Genomic DNA, 20,619 nt, shown 5'->3' with positions numbered 1-20,619 from the left:
TATTTAGTATTCCCTGCCGGCTCAACCTAAGATTAATAATTAATGTTATAAATTATTTAAAATAGATTTCAATATAAATTTTTCACGCTTTTCTCTTCTGCATATCAGCGTACAGTAAATGCACAGCACTGCTGAATAGTTACATTCTTTTCTTTATTGTATCATATATCTGCCATTATTTCATTCATATAATCCAATAAGCCGGTGAATTATAATTCCCTTTGCATAACATTTTATATACTGCGCATACTACATTCGAGGTGATTATATGGCATCCTATATATCCCCGGCAATCCGGGATAAATTTGAAACTTTATCAGTTGATTTAAAGAATATTATTCTGGAACGAAATGTTCAGCTGAATAATATTTACGACCTTATTGCAGTTTTGGAAAATATCGTTGCGGAGGGAGAGCAATAGCTCTCCCTTTTGTATTTCAGGATCATATCAACCTGCAGTTGACGGATATGAAAATAGTTAGAATGCTGATACATTGTCTTTTCTCTGCCATTCATATAAAATTATAGAAAAAGGAGGGATTTCATATGATTGACAAAACTTTAGCGGGCAGCCGCATCGCAATGCTCCGCAAAGAGCTTGGCTATTCCCAGGCTGTATTTGCTGAAAAACTTGGCGTTTCTGCCCAGGCAGTTTCCAAATGGGAAACAGGGCTTGCATTGCCGGATATCGAGACATTATTAAATATATCCTGGTTAACAGAGGCGTCACTTCACACTATTCTGGAAGGCGAAGATTTTATTGGATCCAGAAATGATGCGGACAGGGGGCTTCTGCGTATCAGCAGGTTGCTTGTATGTCCACAGTGTCACGAAAAACTGGACCTACAGCTTCCCGTCAAACAAAATAAGCTGAGCTTCTGCTGCAAAAATGGCCATACCTATGAACTCATTGACGAAGTTATCCATTTCGGAAGCCGGGAGATAGCAGGCGAGCTCTGGTCCCTTGTATTCAGCAATTATGAACACTACCTGATGGAGCAGCATTATCAGGGAAATCCCAGGTACCTGCAGGGGGATCCAAACTCCAGGGAACTCATGTGGCAGCAGATTGAAAAGCTCCGTCCCCGCACTATACTTGACATAGCATGCGGTACGGGCTATGGCATTAAGTATATAATTGAGCGTATCAACTGGCCGGTCACTATTATTATGAGTGATCTAAGCCACAGGGTCCTGAAATATAACCGGATTTTCTTTTCTGAGGAATGGAAAAATCCCTATGTAGACATAGTATATCTGGCCTGTGACTGCTCCAGTCTGCCTCTTGCTGACAACTGTATAGATGTAGTTTTTTCAAATACGGGATTTGAAAGCATGCAGGCGAAAATGATGGATGGTTTTCATGAAGCTTACCGTGTACTCAAACCTGGCGGACGCGCTGTTTACAATATGAGCGTAATCGAAGACCACAATAGTGAAAACACTCAAAAATGGCTGAAGCTTTATAATTCTCTTGACCATAATGATTTCTATACATATGAACTCTTCGAGATCAGCCAGTGGCTGGAAAATGCAGAAAAAGCGGTTTTAATCAAAATGAGACTATTAAAGTCTACGATGAATTGCCTGCTCCCGGCGGAGATATTTTCCCATTTGAAAATGAAATCCTGCAGTGGATGGCAGCATACGTCATCACATCACAAAAATCAAATACCCCGCAGTGAGCCTGGATCAGGCTCGTTATCTGCGTGAATAAAACCTGTCATGTTTGTTCTATCCTTACCCCAGGCGGCTCTTTAGCTCTGCTGACATAACATTTTGAGGCCGCCCGGCCGATCTGCTGAATATTTACAAAATATAATTCATATAGCATTCTCTGTAAAACATCTTTATGTATCTCCTTTGCTAAATGTGAAAAAAATTATGATTTTTTTAATTTTCCACAATTTAACTTTCATTGTCACCAAATTTGTGGTATACCTAATACAGAAAGAGGTGAACAACATGCAGGACTATAAACTGACTATCAATATGTTTGGGGAATTTTCTATTGTCAATGAGGCGCATTCCCTGATTACATCTAAAGCAAAAAGCCCGCAGATGAACATGTTGCTATCTTACCTGATTGCAAACAAAGAAACGGATGTCACAAAAGATAAACTGATTGATGTCCTTTGGCCTGAAGAAAACAGTAACAATCCTTCTGGTGCGCTCAGAAATCTGGTGTACCGGGCCAGAAACGAAATGTCTGAATTTTTTCCTGGCAGCCAGGTTGAAAGTATACTGTTAGTGGGCAATACATACCATTGGAATCCTGAAATCGAATGTGATGTTGACATTTACAAATTTGAACAGTACTGTAATCTCGCATCGCGTGAAGAAAATCCTGACAAGCGTTACTTTTTCAATACCCAGGCGCATCTGCTGTACAAAGGTGAATTTCTTCCAATGTTCCGTATGGAGAGCTGGGTGATGTTCCGAAGTAATTACTACGGGAATCTTTACACGAAATGTATCCTGTCTATCTGCGACTATCTCAATGCCCATGAGAAATACAGAGATATTTTAATGTTCTGTGAGGAAGCCATAAATGTCCATCCTCTGGAAGAGAGCATACACAAGGAAAAGATAAACGCATATCTGAAACTGGGAGAGGTTCAGAATGCCATGGACTATTACTATTCGATCGTAGATTTGTTTAACCAGAAATACGGTCTTGATATCACCAGCACCATGCAGGATATCTACCAGTCCATCTTAAGCCAAATGCCTAATCAGCATGTGGATATGGATGAGCTTGTGGAAAATCTTAAAAATGATAAAAATTCAGATGGAAGTTTCTACTGCAATTTTGACATTTTTAAAAATATATACCAGATCAATCTACGCTCTGTCAGGCGCTCCCAAAGTAAGCGTTATCTCCTGCTCATGACCCTGTCAGACCTGAATGCAGACTCTGAGCTCACAGTCGATATACGTCAGGAGATGGATATCCTTCACGGATTGATGAGCCGCTGCCTGCGCCGCAATGATGTTTATACCCAGTCCAGTTTCTGCCAGTTCTCCCTTATCATCACTGTGGCAAATGAAGCTGGCTGTAATACTGTGGTTAAACGTCTCCGTGAACGTTACACAGCCAGACGGCAGCATTCTAATGTGAAGCTGACAATTGATATTGAACTGATCATGTAAAGAAGAACCGGACAAATGCCACACGCATCTGCCCGGTTCTCTTTTAAAACTCTTTCTCTTCCCTTTTCCTGCTGCTTTCTTTATCTGAAATGCTTCTGCATTAATCTAAATGCTCTGCATCTGCAGCCTGCTGCTCTGATTTTTTCTGCTGTTCTTTCTCTGTTCTTTCCACATCTTTCATACTGAAGCTGATTCTTCCCATCTTGTCCTTGCCAAGGCAAACAACCTTAACCATATCGCCAAGCGTCAGAACATCTTCCACATGATTGATTCTTTCTTTTGCAATTTTGGAGATATGAACCATGCCCTCTTTGCCTGGTGCAAATTCCAGGAAAGCTCCGAATTCTTTTATGCTGATGACTTTTCCTACAAATATCTGTCCGGCTTCAAAATCAGTTGTGATAATGCGGATCATCTCAACTGCCCTGTCCATTTCCTTCTTGTCTGTTCCGCAGATAGATACAGCTCCGTCATCTGTGATGTCAATCTTAACACCAGTCTGCTCAATTATAGTATTGATTGTCTTTCCTCTCTGACCTACAACATCACCGATCTTCTGAGGATCAATCTGGATCTGAATGATCTTTGGAGCATATTTGCCTACTTCATTTCTCGGCTCTGCGATGGCATGCGCCATAACCTCGTCCAGGATGTGCATTCTGGCTTCTCTTGTACGCGCAATAGCTTCCTCGATGATAGGCCTTGTCAGTCCGTGGATCTTAATATCCATCTGGATAGCTGTGATGCCTTCATGAGTTCCTGCTACCTTAAAGTCCATATCTCCGAAGAAGTCTTCAAGTCCCTGAATATCTGTAAGAACAAGATAATCATCATCAGTCTCTCCTGTCACAAGACCGCAGGAAATACCTGCAACTGCCTTTTTAATAGGCACACCTGCTGACATCAGTGACATGCTGGATGCACAGATGCTCGCCTGTGATGTGGAACCATTAGACTCAAAAGTCTCAGATACTGTACGGATGGCATACGGAAACTCTTCCACTGAAGGAAGCACTGGAATAAGCGCTCTTTCAGCCAATGCGCCATGTCCGATCTCACGGCGTCCCGGTCCTCTGGACGGCTTCGTCTCACCAACTGAGTAGCTCGGGAAATTATACTGATGCATATATCTTTTAGATGTCTCCATCTCGTCAAGCCCGTCAATCCTCTGAGCCTCTGAGAGAGGTGCCAGAGTCGTCACTGTACAGATCTGTGTCTGGCCGCGGGTAAACATAGCTGAGCCATGTACTCTCGGTATAAGGTCTATCTCTGCGGCCAGCGGACGTATCTGGTCGATAGCCCTTCCGTCCGGTCTCTTGTGGTCCTTAAGGATCATTTTGCGGACTGTCTTCTTCTGATACTGGTAAACAGCCTCATCTATCAGGCCAAGCCACTCTTCTTTATCTGCGAATGCCTCTGCCAGCTTATCCTTTATTGCTGAAATATTTGCTTCCCTTGTCTGCTTATGATCTGTGAAGACAGCTACTTCCATCTGCTCCGGAGTAACGATCTCTTTTATTGCTGCAAACAGCTCTTCCGGTATAGCACAGCTTGTATATGTGTGTTTTTCTTTTCCGCACTCTGCAACGATCTTGTCAATGAACCGGATAACTTCCTGATTCAGTTCATGGGCTGCAAATATTGCTTCTATCATCTTAGCCTCAGGCACTTCATTGGCGCCTGCTTCAATCATGATGACCTTCTCCCTTGTGGAAGCCACTGTCAGCTGAAGGTCAGAGACAGCTTTCTGTGCTGATGTGGGATTGAATATAAGTTCTCCGTCAATCATTCCAACCTGTGTGCTGGACGTAGGTCCGTCAAAAGGAATATCTGAAATAGCTGTGGCAATAGCGCTTCCTAGCATTGCTGTAAGCTCCGGACTGCAGTCCGGGTCAACTGACATAACAAGATTGTTCAGTGTAACATCATTTCTGTAATCCTTAGGAAAAAGCGGCCTCATAGGACGGTCAATAACCCTGGAGGTCAAAATAGCATTTTCAGATGCTTTTCCCTCACGCTTGTTAAAGCCTCCTGGGATCTTTCCTACTGAATATAATTTTTCTTCATACTCAACGCTCAGAGGAAAGAAATCGATTCCTTCTCTTGGTTTTTCCGAAGCTGTTGCAGTTGATAATACTGTAGTTTCACCATAGTGCATAAATGCTGCACCATTTGCCTGGGCTGCCACTCTGTTCACATCTACTGTGAGAGTCCTGCCGGCCAATTCCATTGAATAGCTCTTATACATTCTTTAAATCTCCTCATTTACTGTCAGGCTAAAATGCGTCCGAAACAACTGAAAAGATGACTTTCTCAAAAATCAGCTTTTCAGCGGTCTCGGTATTGTCACTTAAGCCCGAAAATTGACTGGTTCCTTACAAATATGGGGCGGATCTCTCCGCCCCTTTTGTGTTCAATTATTTCCTGATTCCTAATTTTGCAATCAGAGCACGGTATCCTTCCAGATCCGTCTTCTTCAGGTAAGCGAGAAGTCCACGTCTCTGACCAACCATTTTCAGAAGTCCTCTTCTTGAATGATGGTCCTTCATGTTCTCTTTCAGATGCTCTGTAAGCTCCTGGATCCTTGCTGTCAGAATAGCGATCTGTACTTCAGGTGAACCTGTATCTCCAGGATTCCTTCCGTATTCTGCAATAATAGCTGTTTTCTTTTCCTTTGAAATCATGTGTAATTTCCTCCTTATTTTTCAAACGCCTGATACTAAGAAGCAGGTCGGAGTGTCCATGCTCTGAATATCGGCTCATTTTCACACCGTGTTAGTATAGCACATGTGCATATCTAAGTCAACTATTTTGATACTGTTTTAAAGGTTCCTTCCAACAAAAGCCAAAAAGGCCGCTCCTCCTGCCACGCAGAATAAAAAGCCCAGATAATAAAGAATCTTTGACACTTTTTTAAGAGGATTCGGAGGCTCTATCTTAATAGCAGAAGGATGTTCACTGTCATAATAAAGGCGGAGCTTGTCCCCGATATGAAAGGCACACGGATTGCCTCCTCCCTCATCATACCTCACCTTATAGAGCTTTCCCTTAGCGTAATAGGCGATTACAGGATAAAAATAGTCATGTACGCCTGCACGCAGTCCAATCTCATCAGGTTCTCCGGCCGTCAGTTCAATCACTGTCCCTTCCGCACGTCCTTTGTACACTTCCTTGCTCTTGCGGTAATACCGGCAGCACAATCCTGCAACGATCAGCACTGCACCGATTCCCATGAGCCATCCGCTTAATGTCCATAGTTCACTGCCCATGAAAATACTCCTTTCCAAAAGCAATATCATTCTGCATCTGCATTCTGAGTTCATCAACAGAATTGAACCTCATCTCAGGCCTTTCATAGGAAAGCAGTTCAACCTGTATTTCTTCTCCATACAGATCCTTGTCAAAATCAAATATGTGAGTCTCGACTCCTCTGAAGTTTTCACCGATGGTAGGCTTGTATCCTATATTCGTGATCCCGGGATAAATTTTCCCGTCATATACGGTCCTGGATACGTAGACCCCGTTAGGCGGAAGCCGCTTGGCCGACACAGGGATCAGGTTTGTCGTAGGCATGCCAAACACCTTTCCTCCCATATGACGCCCATGAAGGACTTCTCCGGCTATAAAATAAGGATACCCGAGAAGATCATTTACCAGCTCCATGTTTCCCTTATCCAGAGCCTGCTTGATATATGTGCTGCTGATAATCTGTCCCTTATGCTGTTCTTTTCCAAGCACTTCCACCCGGAAGCCGTAAAATTCCTGCATCTTTTTGAGAAGCTCACTGTCCCCTGCCCTGTTGTGTCCAAACCTGAAATCATTTCCGACCACTATATACCTGGCATTCAACTGTTCTACAAGAATCCGCCTTATGAATTCCTCCGGCTCCATCCTGGATATTTCAGGCAGAAAAGGACAATCCACCAGATAGGACACTTCCATCTTTTCAATCACCATGCGCTGCTCTTCGCTTGTCAGCAGAGCATCCTGCCTGTTCTTATTAAGAGAAAACACTGTGCTCTTAACACCGCTGCTCTCCAGTTCACGTATCCGTTTCACCAGCTTCTGATGCCCTCTGTGCATTCCGTCAAATTTCCCCAGTGTAACAGCCGTGGGCTCCTCTATCTTAAAATCGGTAATTCCCTGTATATATATCATTTTATGCCTCCGACCTGGATGCTTTATCCTTTCGCTAAAAACATTTTAACCGGCGAGAATACCCCGGCATCTTTTTTATAGTTATAGATACCGTAAAAGCATCCTTCGCTGTTATAGACACGGACATGTCCGTCCACGAGCCCCGCCAAACCGCCGTCAAGGGCATTTAACGGAAACTGATTCCCGTTGTCAATCAGCTTCCTGTAACCATCTGACACATACACTGCCGGACAGCCATCAAACATAGCATCCACCGGTACAATATACTTTTCCAGTTCTCCTAAGCTGACCAGCTTCTCTATCTCCGTAAGCGTAAGACCGTCTTCTGCCTTAAACCTTCCTACCCTGGTTCTGAGAAGGGACTCCATACAGCCGCCGCATCCCAGCTCATCTCCTATATCACTGCAAAGTGTCCTGATATATGTGCCCTTGGAACAGGACACTGTCATTTCCACCCGGGGAAGTTCAATTTTTTCTATCCTGATCTCATGGATCATCACTCTGCGCGCTTTGCGCTCTACCTGGATGCCCTCCCGTGCCAGCTCGTACAGTTTTCTTCCATTGACCTTCAGTGCTGAATACATTGGCGGGATCTGATCATATTCCCCTTCAAATCCCGTCACCGCACTGCGCACCTGCTCCTCAGAAAACGTTACAGGAGACTCCCGGATCACTGTACCTGAGGTATCCTGTGTATCTGTAGATACGCCTAAAAGAAGCACAGCCCTGTAAGTCTTATCTTTGTCAGTGAGCATATCACAAAGCCTGGTGGCATTCCCCAGGCATACAGGAAGGACACCCTGGGCATCCGGATCCAGCGTCCCAGTGTGTCCGATCCTCTTTTGCTTTACTATACCTCTCATCCTGGCAACTACATCGTGGGAAGTATAACCTTTTTCTTTATATACATTTATAATTCCGTGAATCACTTTTTATTCTCCCAGGCCTTCAGCTGTATTTCTATACGCCTTGTCAGATTATTCAGGACATCATAGATCGATCCCTGCATAGTGCAGCCTGCTGCCCTGACGTGCCCGCCTCCTCCGAAATAAGAAGCTACCTCCTGCACGTCTACAATCTCATTGGACCGCATACTGACCTTGAATTCCTGCGCCTTTATCTCATAGAGGAAAATAGCCACCTCCACTCCCTTTGTGTTGCGTAGCTGGCTGACTATACCGTCCAGATCAGAGGTATCCACGCCGTAAAATTCCATATCCTTCATCCTTATGCCGCTGGCTATACATGTCCCATGCAGCAGGAGGATACTTTCCATCAGTGCGCGCCCCGTAATCTGATTCTGTACATAAGTCTTTTTGTAATAAGTGTCATCCAGGATCTTAGTAAAAGGAATCCCTTTTCCTATCAGTTTTCCACCGATTTCCATAGTCCTCGGCGAAGTGCATGTATACTGGAAAACTCCTGTATCATGGGCAATTCCCATATACAGCGCTTCAGCGATAGGGTTGGTGATCTTTTCCTCATCCAGAAGCTCATAGATCAGCTCAGAGGTGGAGCTGGCTCCCGGAACGATGTGATTAACATCTGCATACCCGCTGTTGCTGATATGATGATCGATGCAGATACTCCTCTTTGCCGCATCCAGATATTTTACAGCATCTCCGTATCTCTGCCGGTCACCAGAATCCAGACCTATGAAAAGATCATATTCTTTATCAGCTCCGAAATCACTGCAGATATCTTCTGTACCTTTGATAAAATTATACGATACCGGTATCTTTTCCAAATAAACCTGTACATCAATATGAGGAAAATTATCCTTTATGTAAAGATACAGTCCCATACAGGCACCGACGCAGTCGCCATCCGGCCTCATATGGCCCGCGATGGCAACGCTTCTTACATTTTCAAGTTCCGGTGCAATTTTATTCATTGTCCCCACCCTCTGCTAAATCTGCACTTTCCAGTGAAACATCTGCTTTCGCAGCGCTTTCTTTATTGACATTGTCTATGAGCTTCGACATATTCACGCCGTATTCTATAGACTGATCCAGAATAAACCGTATCTCCGGCGTATTTCTCAGATTGATAGTCCTCGCAAGCTCTCTTCTGATATATCCTTCCGCGCTTCTCAGCCCGGTCAGTGTATTCTTCTGAGACTCCTCATCACCCAGCACACTGATGTATGCCTTGCAGGTCTTCAGATCAGGCGCCACTTCCACTGCCACAACACTTGTCAGCGGATTAATGCGCGGATCCTTGATTTCCCCCCTGATGATATTGGAAAGCTCCCTCTGGACCTCACCGTTAATACGTGTATTCTTAATGCTGTTTTTTCTCATTTATTATACCGCCTGTTCCTATCTCGGAACCTCAACCATAGTATAAGCCTCTACCTGGTCAAACTCCTTGATATCATTGAATTTCTCGAATACAAGGCCGCACTCATATCCAGCCCTGACTTCCTTCACATCATCCTTAAAGCGCTTCAGCGAAGCCAGAGCGCCTTCGAATATCTGCTTTCCTTCTCTGGTGATGCGCACAGAACAGCCTCTCTGGAATGTTCCGTCAAGCACATAAGAACCAGCGATCGTACCAATACCTGACGCTTTGAATGTCTGGCGCACTTCAGCATGGCCAAGAACCTTTTCTTCAAAGACAGGATCCAGCATGCCCTTCATTGCAGCCTCCACATCAGCGATCGCATCATAGATGACGCGGTAAAGCCTTACATCCACGCCCTCTCTCTCAGCTGTATCTTTAGCTGCTGCATCGGGGCGTACATTAAAGCCAATGATGATAGCATTAGAAGCAGATGCCAGAATAACATCTGATTCATTAATAGCTCCCACACCGCTGTGGATGACTTTTACAACCACTTCTTCATTGGACAGCTTCAGGAGGCTCTGCTTAACTGCTTCCACCGATCCCTGCACGTCTGCTTTAACAATAATATTCAGTTCTTTTAAATTTCCTGCCTGGATCTGGCTGAACAAGTCATCCAGAGACATCTTGGCTTTTGTATCTTCAAGAAGCTTCTCCTTGCCCTGGCCGATAAATGTCTCGGCAAAGCTTCTGGCTTCCTTCTCATTTTCAGTAATGACAAATATCTCTCCTGCATTAGGCACATCGCTGAGTCCCAGGATCTCTACAGGTGTAGACGGGCCTGCTTCTTTGACTCTGCGTCCCTTATCATCCATCATGGCACGTATTTTACCATGGGAGGAACCTGCTGCGATCGGATCGCCAACATGGAGTGTACCCTTCTGTACAAGCACTGTAGCCACTGGTCCTTTTCCTCTATCCAGCTCTGCTTCAATGACAAGACCTCTTGCCCTTCTGTTCGGATTGGCCTTCAGTTCAGAAACCTCTGCTGTAAGCAGAATCATTTCCAGAAGCTGCTCGATACCTTCCTGAGTATGTGCAGATACAGGTACAAATATTGTACTTCCGCCCCAGTCCTCCGGAACCAGCTCATATTCTGAAAGCTCCTGTTTAACTCTCTCAACATTTGCACTTGGCTTATCAATCTTGTTGATAGCTACTATGATCTCAATACCGGCTGCCTTTGCATGGTTGATAGCTTCCACAGTCTGAGGCATAACACCGTCATCTGCTGCAACTACGAGGATAGCGATATCTGTTGAATTAGCGCCGCGCATACGCATTGCTGTGAATGCTTCATGTCCCGGTGTATCCAGGAAAGTAATCTTCTGTCCGCCTATTTCAACTACATAAGCACCTATGTGCTGAGTGATCCCGCCGGCTTCTTTTGCAATAACATGAGTATTCCTGATCGCATCCAGAAGAGATGTCTTACCATGGTCAACATGACCCATGACACAGACGACAGGAGGTCTGGAAACCATTGCTGCTTCATCTTCCTCATCTTCTTTAAGAAGCTCCTCTATAACATCGATCTTCACTTCAGGCTCAGCTATGCAGTTATATTCCAGTGCAATCTCTTCAGCCTTGGCATAGTCAATCTCCTGATTAACAGTTACCATTACTCCCTGGAGGAAAAGCTTCTTGACAATAGCAGCTGCCTGGATCTTCATTTTTTCTGCCAGTTCTTTAATTGTTATTGTCTCCGGAAGGATAATCGTCTTGATCTCGTCTTCCTTTTTCTCCTGCGGCGCCGGCGCCTTGGCTTGTGAATTTACATTGTTATTCTTACCTGGTTTTACATTATTATTCTTTGGATTGCCGCGCCCTACATTTTTTTCCTGGCGTACATTCCTGTCGAATTTATCCCTGTCATTATTTCTGTCACCGCGCTCAGTCCTTGTTCTGGTACGGCTTTCCTTAGTTCCTGCCTTCAGTTCCGGAGCTGCCGGAATAGCTGGTGTCCTTCTGTCTTTGTTATCCTGGCCTCTGCCCGGACCATCATTGTAGCGCCCTCTGTTGTCTGACGGGCCCCTGTTCCCCTGGCCTCTGTTGTCTGAAGGACCTCTGTAGCCCTGGCTCCTGTTATCTGAAGGACCTCTGTAGCCTTGGCTTCTGTTGTCTGACGGACCCCTGTTATCTGACGGGCCTCTGTAACCCTGGCCTCTGTTATCTGACGGACCCCTGTTTCCCTGGCCTCTGTTGTCTGACGGGCCTCTGTTTCCCTGGTTCCTGTTGTCTGACGGGCCTCTGTAGCCCTGGCCTCTGTTATCTGACGGGCCTCTGTAACCCTGGGTTCTGTTGTCCGATGGACCTCTGTTACCCTGGCTCCTGTTGTCTGACGGACCTCTGTTACCCTGGCCTCTGTTGTCGTTTCTATTATCAGAGTACCTGCGTTCTCCCTGATTTCTGTTATCCTGGCTTCTGCCATCAGGACGGCTTCCCTGCTGCCTGCTGTCAGAGCCCTGACGGTAGTTTGAACGGCCATTCTGGCCCTGTGTTCCCTGCCTGTAACCGTCCTGACGTGGCGCGCCTGCTGGTGCCTGCTGTGCCCTTACATCTGACGATGCATGGCTTTGTGCCGGCTGTGCCGGTCTTGCAGCTCCCTGCTGGGACGGCTGCACCGGACGAGCTGCTGTACTCTGAGGCTGGGATGCCTGTACCGGTCTCGTTCCTGCCTGCTCCTGTGCCTCATTTGAGTGGCTCTGAGGCTGCGGAGATACCTGGCCCTGCGGCCGCTGTACCGGCTTAACAGCATCCTGGCCCTGAGCTGCAGTCTGCTGGCTGCTCTGAACCGGCTGCACCTGTTTGGAATCTGACGGCTGAGCCTGGTTCTGATTCACGCCGCGGGCCGGCTGCGAAGCTGCTGACGGACGCGCTCCCTGTCCCGGCTGTGCCGGACGTGATCCCTGAGCCGGTCTGGCTCCCTGCCTCTGGCCCTGGGGCCTTGAGCCTGGACGCACCATTCCTGTCCGGCTGTTCTGGGGATGGAATACCTGTGTGATATTCGGTTTTTTCTTAGGAGCTTCCCCCTGCCCCGTTTCTACTTTTTGTTCATTCTGTTCATTCTCTTTTGACACTTCTTTTCCTACCTCTGCTCTTATATTTTCTACTTTTGTTTTCAAAACTTCTGCTTTTTTGCCATACCGTTTTCTCACCATGTCCACCTGCTCATCTTCTACCATGCTCATGTGGCTCTTCAGTTCAAATCCTTTATCGGCCAAAAAATTTAAAACTTCTCTGTTCTGTCTTCCTAATTCCTTAGCTAATTCATGCACTCTTATTTTTGACATACACACTACCTCCTAATTGGCGTTACTAAGTTGCTTCTTAATGGCAGCTGACAAACCGGCATCCAGCACCGCTAAAGACGCTCTAAACTCTTTTCCCATTGCTGTCCCCAGTTCATCTTTCGTCCCGTAAAAATAAATCGGCACTTCATAGAAGGTACACATATTCTGAAATTTCTTCTTCGTATTGTCGGAAGCCTCGGCTGATACGATCACAAGGCTCGCTGTCCCTGTCTTCACAGCCTTCTCTGTCGAAAACTCACCGCTCACAGTCTTACCTGCCTTAGTTGCGAGACCGACAAGAGATAAAACTTTATTTTGATTCAATAGACTCTATCTCCTTTTTCAAGCTTTCATAAACTTCCGGAGGGATGCCCGTCTTGAGCGAGCGCTCCAGTCCTTTATTTTTAATTGCCTTTTCAAAACATTCCTTTGAAAAGCAGATGTATGCACCTCTGCCATTTTTCTTTCCCGTAGTATCAAGGATGATCTCGTCCTCTGAAGTCTTCAGAACCCTCATCATCTCTTTTTTACTCTTCATTTCCTGACATCCTATGCACTTGCGCATAGGTACTTTACGTACCTGCCCCATCTTATCACCTCTGCCTACTGCTCACCAGTACCATCTGATTCAGGCTGGCCTGCCTGGAAATCTGCATCATGGATATTCTCCGCAGCTTGAATATCATCTGTATCCTGCATATATCCTTCAGCTTCATAACTATCCTCTGCATAACCGCCTTCTTCGTACTCGGGCTCATATCCTTCTTCATATTCCTCTGAGTATTCTCCCTCATATTCTTCAGGATACTCTTCATCGAAAGCATTGTCATATGCTTCAAAATAATCATCAAATTCTCCTGACTCTCTGGCCTGAGTCTCGCTCTTGATGTCGATCTTAAATCCGGTCAGCCTTGCAGCCAGCCTTGCATTCTGTCCCTCTTTGCCGATAGCCAGAGAGAGCTGATAATCAGGAACAACTACCTTAGCTGTTTTTTCATCAGCATCTGCGATTACCCAGATTACCTTAGCCGGGCTCAAAGCATTCTCAATGAGGATTGCAGGGTTATCGCTCCAATTAATAATATCGATTTTTTCACCCCTGAGCTCACTGACGATGGAATTCACCCTGGCGCCATTGATGCCGACACATGCGCCCACCGGATCTACATCCTGATTATTGGAAGCCACAGCGATCTTAGTCCTGCTGCCCGCTTCTCTGGCAATACTCTTGATTTCAACTGTCCCGTCCTTAACTTCTGTCACTTCAGATTCAAACAGCCTCTTCACCAGCTCCGGGTGTGTCCTGGAAACAAGGATCTTCGGCCCCTTTGGTGTATCCTTAACTTCCAGCACATATACCTTTATACGCTCTGTAGGCTTAAATACCTCGCCCTTAACCATCTCATTCTCATTCAGGATCGCATCCACTTTGCCTAAGTTGATACTCACATTTTTGCCCAGATATCTCTGTACGATACCAGTAATGACATCTTTTTCTTTACCGTAATACTGATTGAAAAGAACTTTTCTTTCTTCCTCACGGATTTTCTGCAAAATTACGTTCTTGGCATTCTGCGTTGCTATACGTCCGAACTCTTTTGATTTGATCTCCACATTTACGATATCCCCGATATCGTATTTAGAATCAATCATCTTGGCGTTCACCAGGCTAATCTCTGTAACTGAATCTTCTACATTCTCTACAACAGTTTTTTCTGCATATACACCGAAGTCGCAAGTCTCCGGATTTATATTTACCTTTACATTATCCGCCTTTCCAAAATGATTCTTGCATGCCTGGATCAGCGACTGTTCTATCGCCTCAAGCAGCGTATCTTTACTGATATCTTTCTCTTTTTCCAAAAGATTCAGCGCCTCCAACAACTCGTTATTCATGACAATGTTTCCTCCTTATTATAATCAAGCAGCGGCCGGCCCGGCCAACTGCGAAATCAAACTGCACATTTTAACTTTATCCGGCAGCGGGTACTGTGCATGCACCTCTAAAAATCAAATGCCAGTCTGACAAGCGCAACATCAGATTTGGCAAATTCCATTTCTTCCCCATTTTCCAGCTCTATAGTAAATCCATCTTTTTCATAAGATTTCAGAATGCCTGTAAATTCCTTCTGTCTGTCGATGGCCCGGTAAGTACGAACCTCTATTTCCTGGCCTAAGCTCCTCTTAAAATCCTTCTCTTTTTTCAGCGGACGCCCCAACCCAGGTGAGCTGACCTCCAGAATATAGGCTTCATCAATAAAATCATTCTTGTCCAGCAAATCACCTAAAGCCCTGCTGACCACCTCACAGTCATCGACTGTAATACCGCCGGGCTTGTCAATATATGCCCTTAAATACCAGTTGGAGCCTTCTTTTACATATTCCACATCCACCAGCTCAAATTGGTTAGCTTCCACGATAGGGAGTATCAGCTCTTCTGTCTTCTGCTCATAGATTTCCTTTTTCGTCATCCGTGCCACCTTTCTTCTATAACACTATTAATTCCCATATCACAAAGTGGAGTGGACTTACGCCCACTCCACTCTAGTAACATATTATCATCTTGCTCAGTATATCACTTTATTTTTGGAATTGCAAGAGATTTTCACAGAAAAACCCAATCTGTTTAAAGACAAAAAAAATAAGCTGTTATAATTTCATAACAGCTGACTGACTTTTAAACAATTAATCGGAGGTCTTTTCTTACATTTCGTTCAATTGTGGTTTTATTTCTATTTCATCTTAAGATGCTCTACCCTAAGATTCGATCTTTATTGACACGTTTCTATTTTAGATTCCATCTACTGAATTTTATTAATTTGTTTATCAATTTCCACCTCTGAAAACTTCACTTCAAGTCTCATCTTACTGGATTTCTCTCCCGAGCTTATCCTTTCCTTGATTCAACCTGTTTTCTTTTCATTTTCTTCTGTTTCCTGATAAACTAATCAAAATTCATTTCGACTTCCTCTTAAATTTTCCTTTTATGAGAATTCTTGAGTTCCATCACTTTTAACTTATATGTTCCTGCTGAGATCTACTGGCCTAATACAACTTTTAAGGTTTCCTGCTGGATATTCCAGAATCTTTACCTTATAATAATCATTTGATTTTCATCTTCTGGCTTTCTCTTTTAGAACTTCTGTTGTTATATTGTGATTTTACTCTCTCATTATCATGTCATATTTATTTTCGTTCTGCATCTAATCTCACTTCTCAATGAAGTTTATTTAGATGTTGTGGTATATACGCAACATGGTGACCATTCTTTCTTTCCTCAATCTCCGGTATATTTATATCAAATTCTTCTGACTTACCATCAGAATACCTTATCATAAACTTCCTTCTTATTAAGTTTCCGTACTGAAAGATACGCCCTACCACTTCCATATTGCCAAGCCACTCTTGAAACCCCTGTAAAAATCGACCTCCTTTTAATTGTCCTACATATACTAATTAATTATCAGGATTTCTCGTCTCCTGATCCAGATTCTATCGTTCCCTCACGTTTGAATCCTTAATTAGTAATGTATTTTTGTTATCTTTATAATAGCACCACACCTTATATTTGTCAACACTTTTTTCTAATATTTTCTTATTTATTTTTATATTATTTTTGTATTTGATTTTATATTATTTTTAAAACTGTTAATTTTATATATTTTTGATAATTTTTATACCATTGTATCTATTACATCTTTCTGCAATTATGCCTCTCTGCTGCAGGAACTCTAAAAGAACCACCTCATAGAGAGCTATACAGCCATGTATTATCTCAGCATTTTCACTCTGATCCATCTTACCCAGCTTTAATGATATTTCTCCAATTCTCCGATATTTCTTTCACATCAACAAGATTTATATCTTCCACTCTGTCTATCTGTTTATTGGCTTCACTTATACAGCATTTTTTCGCACAGTCCAACAACGGCAGTCAAGGCTTATTGCGTCATTATACTTTCTCACATCTGGAACCAGGGGTATTTTATAAGATTTCTGGCTTTTCTTGTTGGAAACTGCCGTTTTCTTCTAAACAGCAATGGTGTTCTAAAATAGTTCTATAGTTATTTCTGTGTACTATATTAGTCTCAGTATTATATATTTGTTTCTATATTTTATATTAGTATCTGTATTCCATATTAGTTTCTGTATCTTATATTAGTTACTGTATTCTATTCTAGCTACTGTATTTTATTTTAACTTCTATAATTCTATATTACTTTTTATATTTTATATTACCATTTGTATTCTATATTAGCTTCTGTATTTTGTAATAGCTCCTATTTCCTGTGATAACTGCAGTATCTGAAAATGCTCAGCTATTTTTACATTTCTATTCATATCATATTTTTTACCGGGCATTTGCATAAAATATTTAATTTACATTGACTTAGCAAAAGGATTTAAGTATAATAGCGATAAAATAAATTTATCTGCTTTGTCAGTTCTTGTCTGCATGTCAGTTAATTAGCCGGTCCGTTTTCAGGAAGAAAAAACAAAATCTTTTCTCAATGTATACACCTCTTATTTTTCCACATACTATAATATCAAAAAGTAAATGTAATTTTATGTTAAAGGAGACGACTTCATGTACATTATTATAATTATAGCCCTCATATTCTTTATACTGACCTTATATACATGTCTGTGCATCAGGACACCTTATGACAGGCAAATAGATGACCTTGAACAAACCAGATTTTTAAAGGAGTATATGGAAAAGAAAAATAAGGGCCATTAACATCATTTTTATTTTAACATTATATTTTTAATAGAGGGTTTCCTTCAGACGTTTGACAGTATCATCCCAATCAGGGACAAGCATATCCTGTCCATTCACATAAATAACATTGAACATCCCATCATACGGAATCCTGTCCTGCACGATTTTATATTTAAACAGGTCAGGCGACTTAAGTAAAAGTCCCAAAATCTCATCCTCAGGCACGTTATGTGTTACCATCGGCAACAAATCATCAGCAAGATCATACAGATCTGTCAGGCTCATGTCCTTTAACTCTTCCATCAGCTTTGAAAGCACAAGCCGCTGCCTCTCGGTCCTCTGATAATCAGCATTGCCCACGTAACGTATTCTTGCATAAGCTACCGCCCGCATCCCGTCACAGACAACATTTCCGCCTTTCTCAATAAGGTGGTCATCCAGATTCTCTTTACGCAGCGTGCACATCTCCCGCATATAATCATTTGCCACCCTTACCTCAGAATCCGACATATTGATCGTTATAGGTCCAACCATATTAATGATATCTATCATGTTGTTAAAATCTACTGTAATATATCTGTCCACCTGCACTTTAAAATTCTCAGTAACTGTCTCTGTCAGAAGAGGTCCTGCCCCATTTGCATGTGCAGCATTCAGCTTTCTAAGTCCTATGCCCGGAATATCTGCATAAGTATCCCTCATGAGTGATACCATGCTGATCTGTTTCTTCTTTTCATTTATCGACAGCAGAATCATCGTATCTGAATTCCCGGCCCAGGTATCATCCCTGCGGTCCACTCCTATCAATAGGACATTATAAACTTTCCCATCTGTAGTTATCGGTTCATTTTCAGAAAACTCTTTTCTCTTCTTCTCAATCTCTTTTACTTCTGATTCATCGATCTTCTGCCCTTGTGCCTCCTCCGGGTCAATAGTTTCCTGCGGCGCCTCACTGCCCTGCTCAAGCTTTTCCTGATACTGCTGCTTCACATTCTCATCCTCCACATAATTGCTGGACTTGTACAGTCCGTGCAGGACTGCATATACAATGACTCCAACTATAATGATCAGCGCCAACACAATCCCCAGTACAATCAGGACTACTTTCTTCTTGCTTTTTTTCATAAACTCACTTTCCCTTTCCTTTTATTTTCTCTACTTCTCTTAGACAATTATTCATATACTCTTCTGCTTCTCTTTTATTTTACTTTACCTCTGCTTTATTTCAGCTATTCTTTTGTTTCATTTCTGTCTCTCTTTTTTACCTGCTTTGAGACTCGGATCTTATAAGACCCAGATCTTTTTGAAGCTCTATTTTATAATAATTCTATTCAAGAACACCAAGACAATCTTGCCGCGGGGCACACGTCATGCAAAACATGACATCATGCTTGTTTTGGCGATTCATCCCTGCATCTGCAGAGTTGGGGATTCCTTACTTATTTTACTGAAGAATCTCATAATATAAGGTTTCATACTGTATATCATCGTATGGCTGGATTACATCTTATAGTTTTTTTATGTTGCATTATTTTTTATGTTGCACTATTCCTTATATCGCACTATTCCTTATGCTGCAACTGCCTGATTTGCATTATTATATTATAAGCTGTTTACTAAAGAAATCTCTTGCACTATATATGTGCAGAAAGGTGGTCAACATGAATTATTCATCCTGTGAAATGAAAGAACACATAAACTCCTTCATTACACTGCTCTGCGTGGAGCGCAATTTATCAAAAAGGACACTGAAAGCATATCACAGTGATTTAAACTGTATGGAACGCTGGTATTTTGAATACAATGTCCGGGAAGTTACCCAGGCAACACTGCTCAAGTACTTCGAATATCTCCAAAGTGTAAAGTGCCTTAACCCACGATCCATCCAGAGGAAATATGTTGCACTGACGCAGTTTTTCAAATTTTTAAATCAGGAAGGCATTTCAGGCGAACGTTTCTTCCGCTTCACATCCCGAAAGTTCCAGCTTCCCAAATCTATTCCAAGAACCCTGTCCACAGTCGAAGTCAAAACACTGATTACTGCTGTGGACGCTGAATATCTGCACTGTGAAAAAGATTTTCACAAAAACATCTGCATCCGTGACAATGCTATCATCGAGCTGCTCTTCTGCCTCGGTCTGCGCATAGGAGAAATAAGCACCCTTGACCTGGAACACTACGATTCTCTGGAGCACACCCTTTTGATTCACGGCAAAGGCAGCAAAGAGAGGCTTCTATACATCTCCGCTCCCGAAGTTCAAAAGAAACTGGACAACTGGCTTCTTATAAGAAAGTATTTTCAGCCATCCACTGCTGCCCTATTCGTCAACCGTTTCGGCGGACGGCTGTCCATCTATGGAATAGAAAACATTTTCACAAAATACCGCGATAAATCACAGATCAACCCCAAATCCACTCCTCATTATCTGCGCCACAGCTTCGCAACCCAACTTCTGAATAACGGGGCATCCATCCGGGATGTCCAGGAACTGCTGGGACACAAAAGCATCGTGACCACACAAATATATACAGAAGTTTCCATAACAAAAAAGAAACAAGTACTACTACAGTATAACGCACGAAATGAATTATTTCATTAAGAAAATAAGAGGTTTGGGGGATTTTTTTATTATGTTTTGTCTTTGCTGGTGGATGGGGGCGAATCATTAATAGGTATAGGATTTTATATTTGTAGATGAATATGTTGTTGGTTTGAAGTGCTGCCTTAGAGCCTCTTGATTGAGGTCGGGGCGGCGCTTTTTGTTTTAGGGATTGAGGATGAAAGGGGATGAGGTCCAAATAATAACAATTATTTGGAGAAGTTAATTGAAATAACCGATTCCACTTGACAATCGCCGAAAACACATCAACCAAGGGGAACCAAATGTTCCAATGCTTATGAGAGCGTAATAGAAGTGGCAAGCATAGCCATACTCCTAACCACAA

General features: G+C 43.0%; 18 protein-coding genes. 4 read left to right on the top strand and 14 right to left on the bottom strand.

What is annotated here, in order from left to right; all coding sequences use genetic code 11:
- Positions 1 to 546: 546 nt before the first annotated feature.
- Positions 547 to 1,713 carry a methyltransferase domain-containing protein gene (locus NSB28_RS07300; RefSeq protein WP_109626256.1) on the top strand — a complete coding sequence of 389 codons (1,167 nt, stop codon included), beginning with the start codon at positions 547 to 549 and terminating at the stop codon, positions 1,711 to 1,713.
- 252 nt (positions 1,714 to 1,965) lie between these two features.
- A complete protein-coding gene (locus tag NSB28_RS07295; protein ID WP_257497618.1) occupies positions 1,966 to 3,153 on the top strand; it encodes an AfsR/SARP family transcriptional regulator in 1,188 nt (395 codons plus the stop codon).
- Positions 3,154 to 3,253: 100 nt separating this feature from the next.
- On the opposite strand, the gene NSB28_RS07290 is transcribed toward NSB28_RS07295, so the two are convergent.
- The 13 genes from NSB28_RS07290 to NSB28_RS07230 form a co-directional block, all read right to left on the bottom strand.
- Positions 3,254 to 5,401 (bottom strand): polyribonucleotide nucleotidyltransferase, encoded by a 2,148-nt coding sequence (locus NSB28_RS07290; RefSeq protein WP_109626254.1) that lies wholly within the window; start codon positions 5,399 to 5,401, stop codon positions 3,254 to 3,256.
- Between the two features lie 169 nt (positions 5,402 to 5,570).
- Complete coding sequence (rpsO, locus tag NSB28_RS07285; protein ID WP_109626253.1) at positions 5,571 to 5,837, bottom strand: 30S ribosomal protein S15; 267 nt, start codon at positions 5,835 to 5,837, stop codon at positions 5,571 to 5,573.
- 138 nt (positions 5,838 to 5,975) lie between these two features.
- Complete coding sequence (locus NSB28_RS07280) at positions 5,976 to 6,422, bottom strand: DUF3592 domain-containing protein (protein WP_109626252.1); 447 nt, start codon at positions 6,420 to 6,422, stop codon at positions 5,976 to 5,978.
- Positions 6,412 to 7,311: a bifunctional riboflavin kinase/FAD synthetase gene (locus NSB28_RS07275; protein ID WP_109626251.1), complete on the bottom strand. Its 900-nt coding sequence runs from the start codon at positions 7,309 to 7,311 to the stop codon at positions 6,412 to 6,414. Before NSB28_RS07275 ends, NSB28_RS07280 begins: the two co-directional genes overlap by 11 nt.
- 23 nt (positions 7,312 to 7,334) lie before the next feature.
- On the bottom strand, positions 7,335 to 8,240 hold the full coding sequence (gene truB / locus NSB28_RS07270) for a tRNA pseudouridine(55) synthase TruB (RefSeq protein ID WP_109626250.1): 906 nt from the start codon (positions 8,238 to 8,240) through the stop codon (positions 7,335 to 7,337).
- Positions 8,237 to 9,205 (bottom strand): DHH family phosphoesterase, encoded by a 969-nt coding sequence (locus tag NSB28_RS07265; RefSeq protein WP_109626249.1) that lies wholly within the window; start codon positions 9,203 to 9,205, stop codon positions 8,237 to 8,239. The genes truB and NSB28_RS07265 overlap by 4 nt, the downstream gene beginning before the upstream one ends.
- Positions 9,198 to 9,614, bottom strand: coding sequence for a 30S ribosome-binding factor RbfA (rbfA, locus tag NSB28_RS07260; protein ID WP_109626248.1), 417 nt, complete (start codon positions 9,612 to 9,614; stop codon positions 9,198 to 9,200). The genes NSB28_RS07265 and rbfA overlap by 8 nt, the downstream gene beginning before the upstream one ends.
- An 18-nt stretch (positions 9,615 to 9,632) precedes the next feature.
- Positions 9,633 to 12,950, bottom strand: a complete 3,318-nt coding sequence (infB, locus tag NSB28_RS07255) for a translation initiation factor IF-2 (protein ID WP_109626247.1) — start codon at positions 12,948 to 12,950, stop codon at positions 9,633 to 9,635.
- 12 nt (positions 12,951 to 12,962) lie between these two features.
- A complete protein-coding gene (locus NSB28_RS07250) occupies positions 12,963 to 13,274 on the bottom strand; it encodes a L7Ae/L30e/S12e/Gadd45 family ribosomal protein (RefSeq protein WP_109626246.1) in 312 nt (103 codons plus the stop codon).
- Entirely contained in the window at positions 13,261 to 13,539 is a 279-nt protein-coding gene (rnpM, locus tag NSB28_RS07245; protein WP_109626245.1) for an RNase P modulator RnpM, read from the bottom strand. Before rnpM ends, NSB28_RS07250 begins: the two co-directional genes overlap by 14 nt.
- 14 nt (positions 13,540 to 13,553) lie before the next feature.
- A complete protein-coding gene (gene nusA, locus NSB28_RS07240) occupies positions 13,554 to 14,846 on the bottom strand; it encodes a transcription termination factor NusA (RefSeq protein WP_109626244.1) in 1,293 nt (430 codons plus the stop codon).
- Positions 14,847 to 14,953: 107 nt separating this feature from the next.
- Positions 14,954 to 15,421, bottom strand: coding sequence for a ribosome maturation factor RimP (locus tag NSB28_RS07235; protein WP_109626243.1), 468 nt, complete (start codon positions 15,419 to 15,421; stop codon positions 14,954 to 14,956).
- Between the two features lie 1,183 nt (positions 15,422 to 16,604).
- The gene (locus NSB28_RS07230) at positions 16,605 to 16,748 is read right to left on the bottom strand and encodes a hypothetical protein (RefSeq protein WP_257497617.1); all 144 of its coding nucleotides are present in this window, start codon (positions 16,746 to 16,748) and stop codon (positions 16,605 to 16,607) included.
- Positions 16,749 to 17,538: 790 nt separating this feature from the next.
- Between NSB28_RS07230 and NSB28_RS07225 the strand changes: the two genes are divergently transcribed.
- Entirely contained in the window at positions 17,539 to 17,691 is a 153-nt protein-coding gene (locus NSB28_RS07225) for a hypothetical protein (protein WP_187374286.1), read from the top strand.
- Positions 17,692 to 17,718: 27 nt separating this feature from the next.
- On the opposite strand, the gene NSB28_RS07220 is transcribed toward NSB28_RS07225, so the two are convergent.
- Positions 17,719 to 18,798 (bottom strand): LCP family glycopolymer transferase, encoded by a 1,080-nt coding sequence (locus NSB28_RS07220; RefSeq protein ID WP_109626242.1) that lies wholly within the window; start codon positions 18,796 to 18,798, stop codon positions 17,719 to 17,721.
- Between the two features lie 536 nt (positions 18,799 to 19,334).
- Here NSB28_RS07220 and NSB28_RS07215 point away from each other — a divergent pair.
- Entirely contained in the window at positions 19,335 to 20,273 is a 939-nt protein-coding gene (locus tag NSB28_RS07215; protein ID WP_109626241.1) for a tyrosine-type recombinase/integrase, read from the top strand.
- Positions 20,274 to 20,619: the final 346 nt, after the last annotated feature.

The sequence above is a fragment of the Murimonas intestini genome, from assembly GCF_024622195.1.
Taxonomy (GTDB): Bacteria; Bacillota; Clostridia; order Lachnospirales; family Lachnospiraceae; genus Murimonas; species Murimonas intestini.
Note: the sequence above shows the minus strand (reverse complement) of the source record. Positions and strands in the feature narration are given on the sequence as shown.

Bases quoted from the DNA above. Each gene is read 5' to 3' on its own strand.
- nusA (WP_109626244.1), bottom strand. From the start codon at position 14,846: ATGAATAACGAGTTGTTGGAGGCGCTGAATCTTTTGGAAAAAGAGAAA.
- NSB28_RS07230 (WP_257497617.1), bottom strand. From the start codon at position 16,748: ATGGATCAGAGTGAAAATGCTGAGATAATACATGGCTGTATAGCTCTC.
- infB (WP_109626247.1), bottom strand. From the start codon at position 12,950: ATGTCAAAAATAAGAGTGCATGAATTAGCTAAGGAATTAGGAAGACAG.
- NSB28_RS07300 (WP_109626256.1), top strand. From the start codon at position 547: ATGATTGACAAAACTTTAGCGGGCAGCCGCATCGCAATGCTCCGCAAA.
- NSB28_RS07225 (WP_187374286.1), top strand. From the start codon at position 17,539: ATGTACATTATTATAATTATAGCCCTCATATTCTTTATACTGACCTTA.
- NSB28_RS07275 (WP_109626251.1), bottom strand. From the start codon at position 7,311: ATGATATATATACAGGGAATTACCGATTTTAAGATAGAGGAGCCCACG.
- NSB28_RS07235 (WP_109626243.1), bottom strand. From the start codon at position 15,421: ATGACGAAAAAGGAAATCTATGAGCAGAAGACAGAAGAGCTGATACTC.
- rbfA (WP_109626248.1), bottom strand. From the start codon at position 9,614: ATGAGAAAAAACAGCATTAAGAATACACGTATTAACGGTGAGGTCCAG.
- NSB28_RS07295 (WP_257497618.1), top strand. From the start codon at position 1,966: ATGCAGGACTATAAACTGACTATCAATATGTTTGGGGAATTTTCTATT.
- rnpM (WP_109626245.1), bottom strand. From the start codon at position 13,539: ATGGGGCAGGTACGTAAAGTACCTATGCGCAAGTGCATAGGATGTCAG.
- NSB28_RS07290 (WP_109626254.1), bottom strand. From the start codon at position 5,401: ATGTATAAGAGCTATTCAATGGAATTGGCCGGCAGGACTCTCACAGTA.
- NSB28_RS07215 (WP_109626241.1), top strand. From the start codon at position 19,335: ATGAATTATTCATCCTGTGAAATGAAAGAACACATAAACTCCTTCATT.
- NSB28_RS07265 (WP_109626249.1), bottom strand. From the start codon at position 9,205: ATGAATAAAATTGCACCGGAACTTGAAAATGTAAGAAGCGTTGCCATC.
- rpsO (WP_109626253.1), bottom strand. From the start codon at position 5,837: ATGATTTCAAAGGAAAAGAAAACAGCTATTATTGCAGAATACGGAAGG.
- NSB28_RS07220 (WP_109626242.1), bottom strand. From the start codon at position 18,798: ATGAAAAAAAGCAAGAAGAAAGTAGTCCTGATTGTACTGGGGATTGTG.
- NSB28_RS07280 (WP_109626252.1), bottom strand. From the start codon at position 6,422: ATGGGCAGTGAACTATGGACATTAAGCGGATGGCTCATGGGAATCGGT.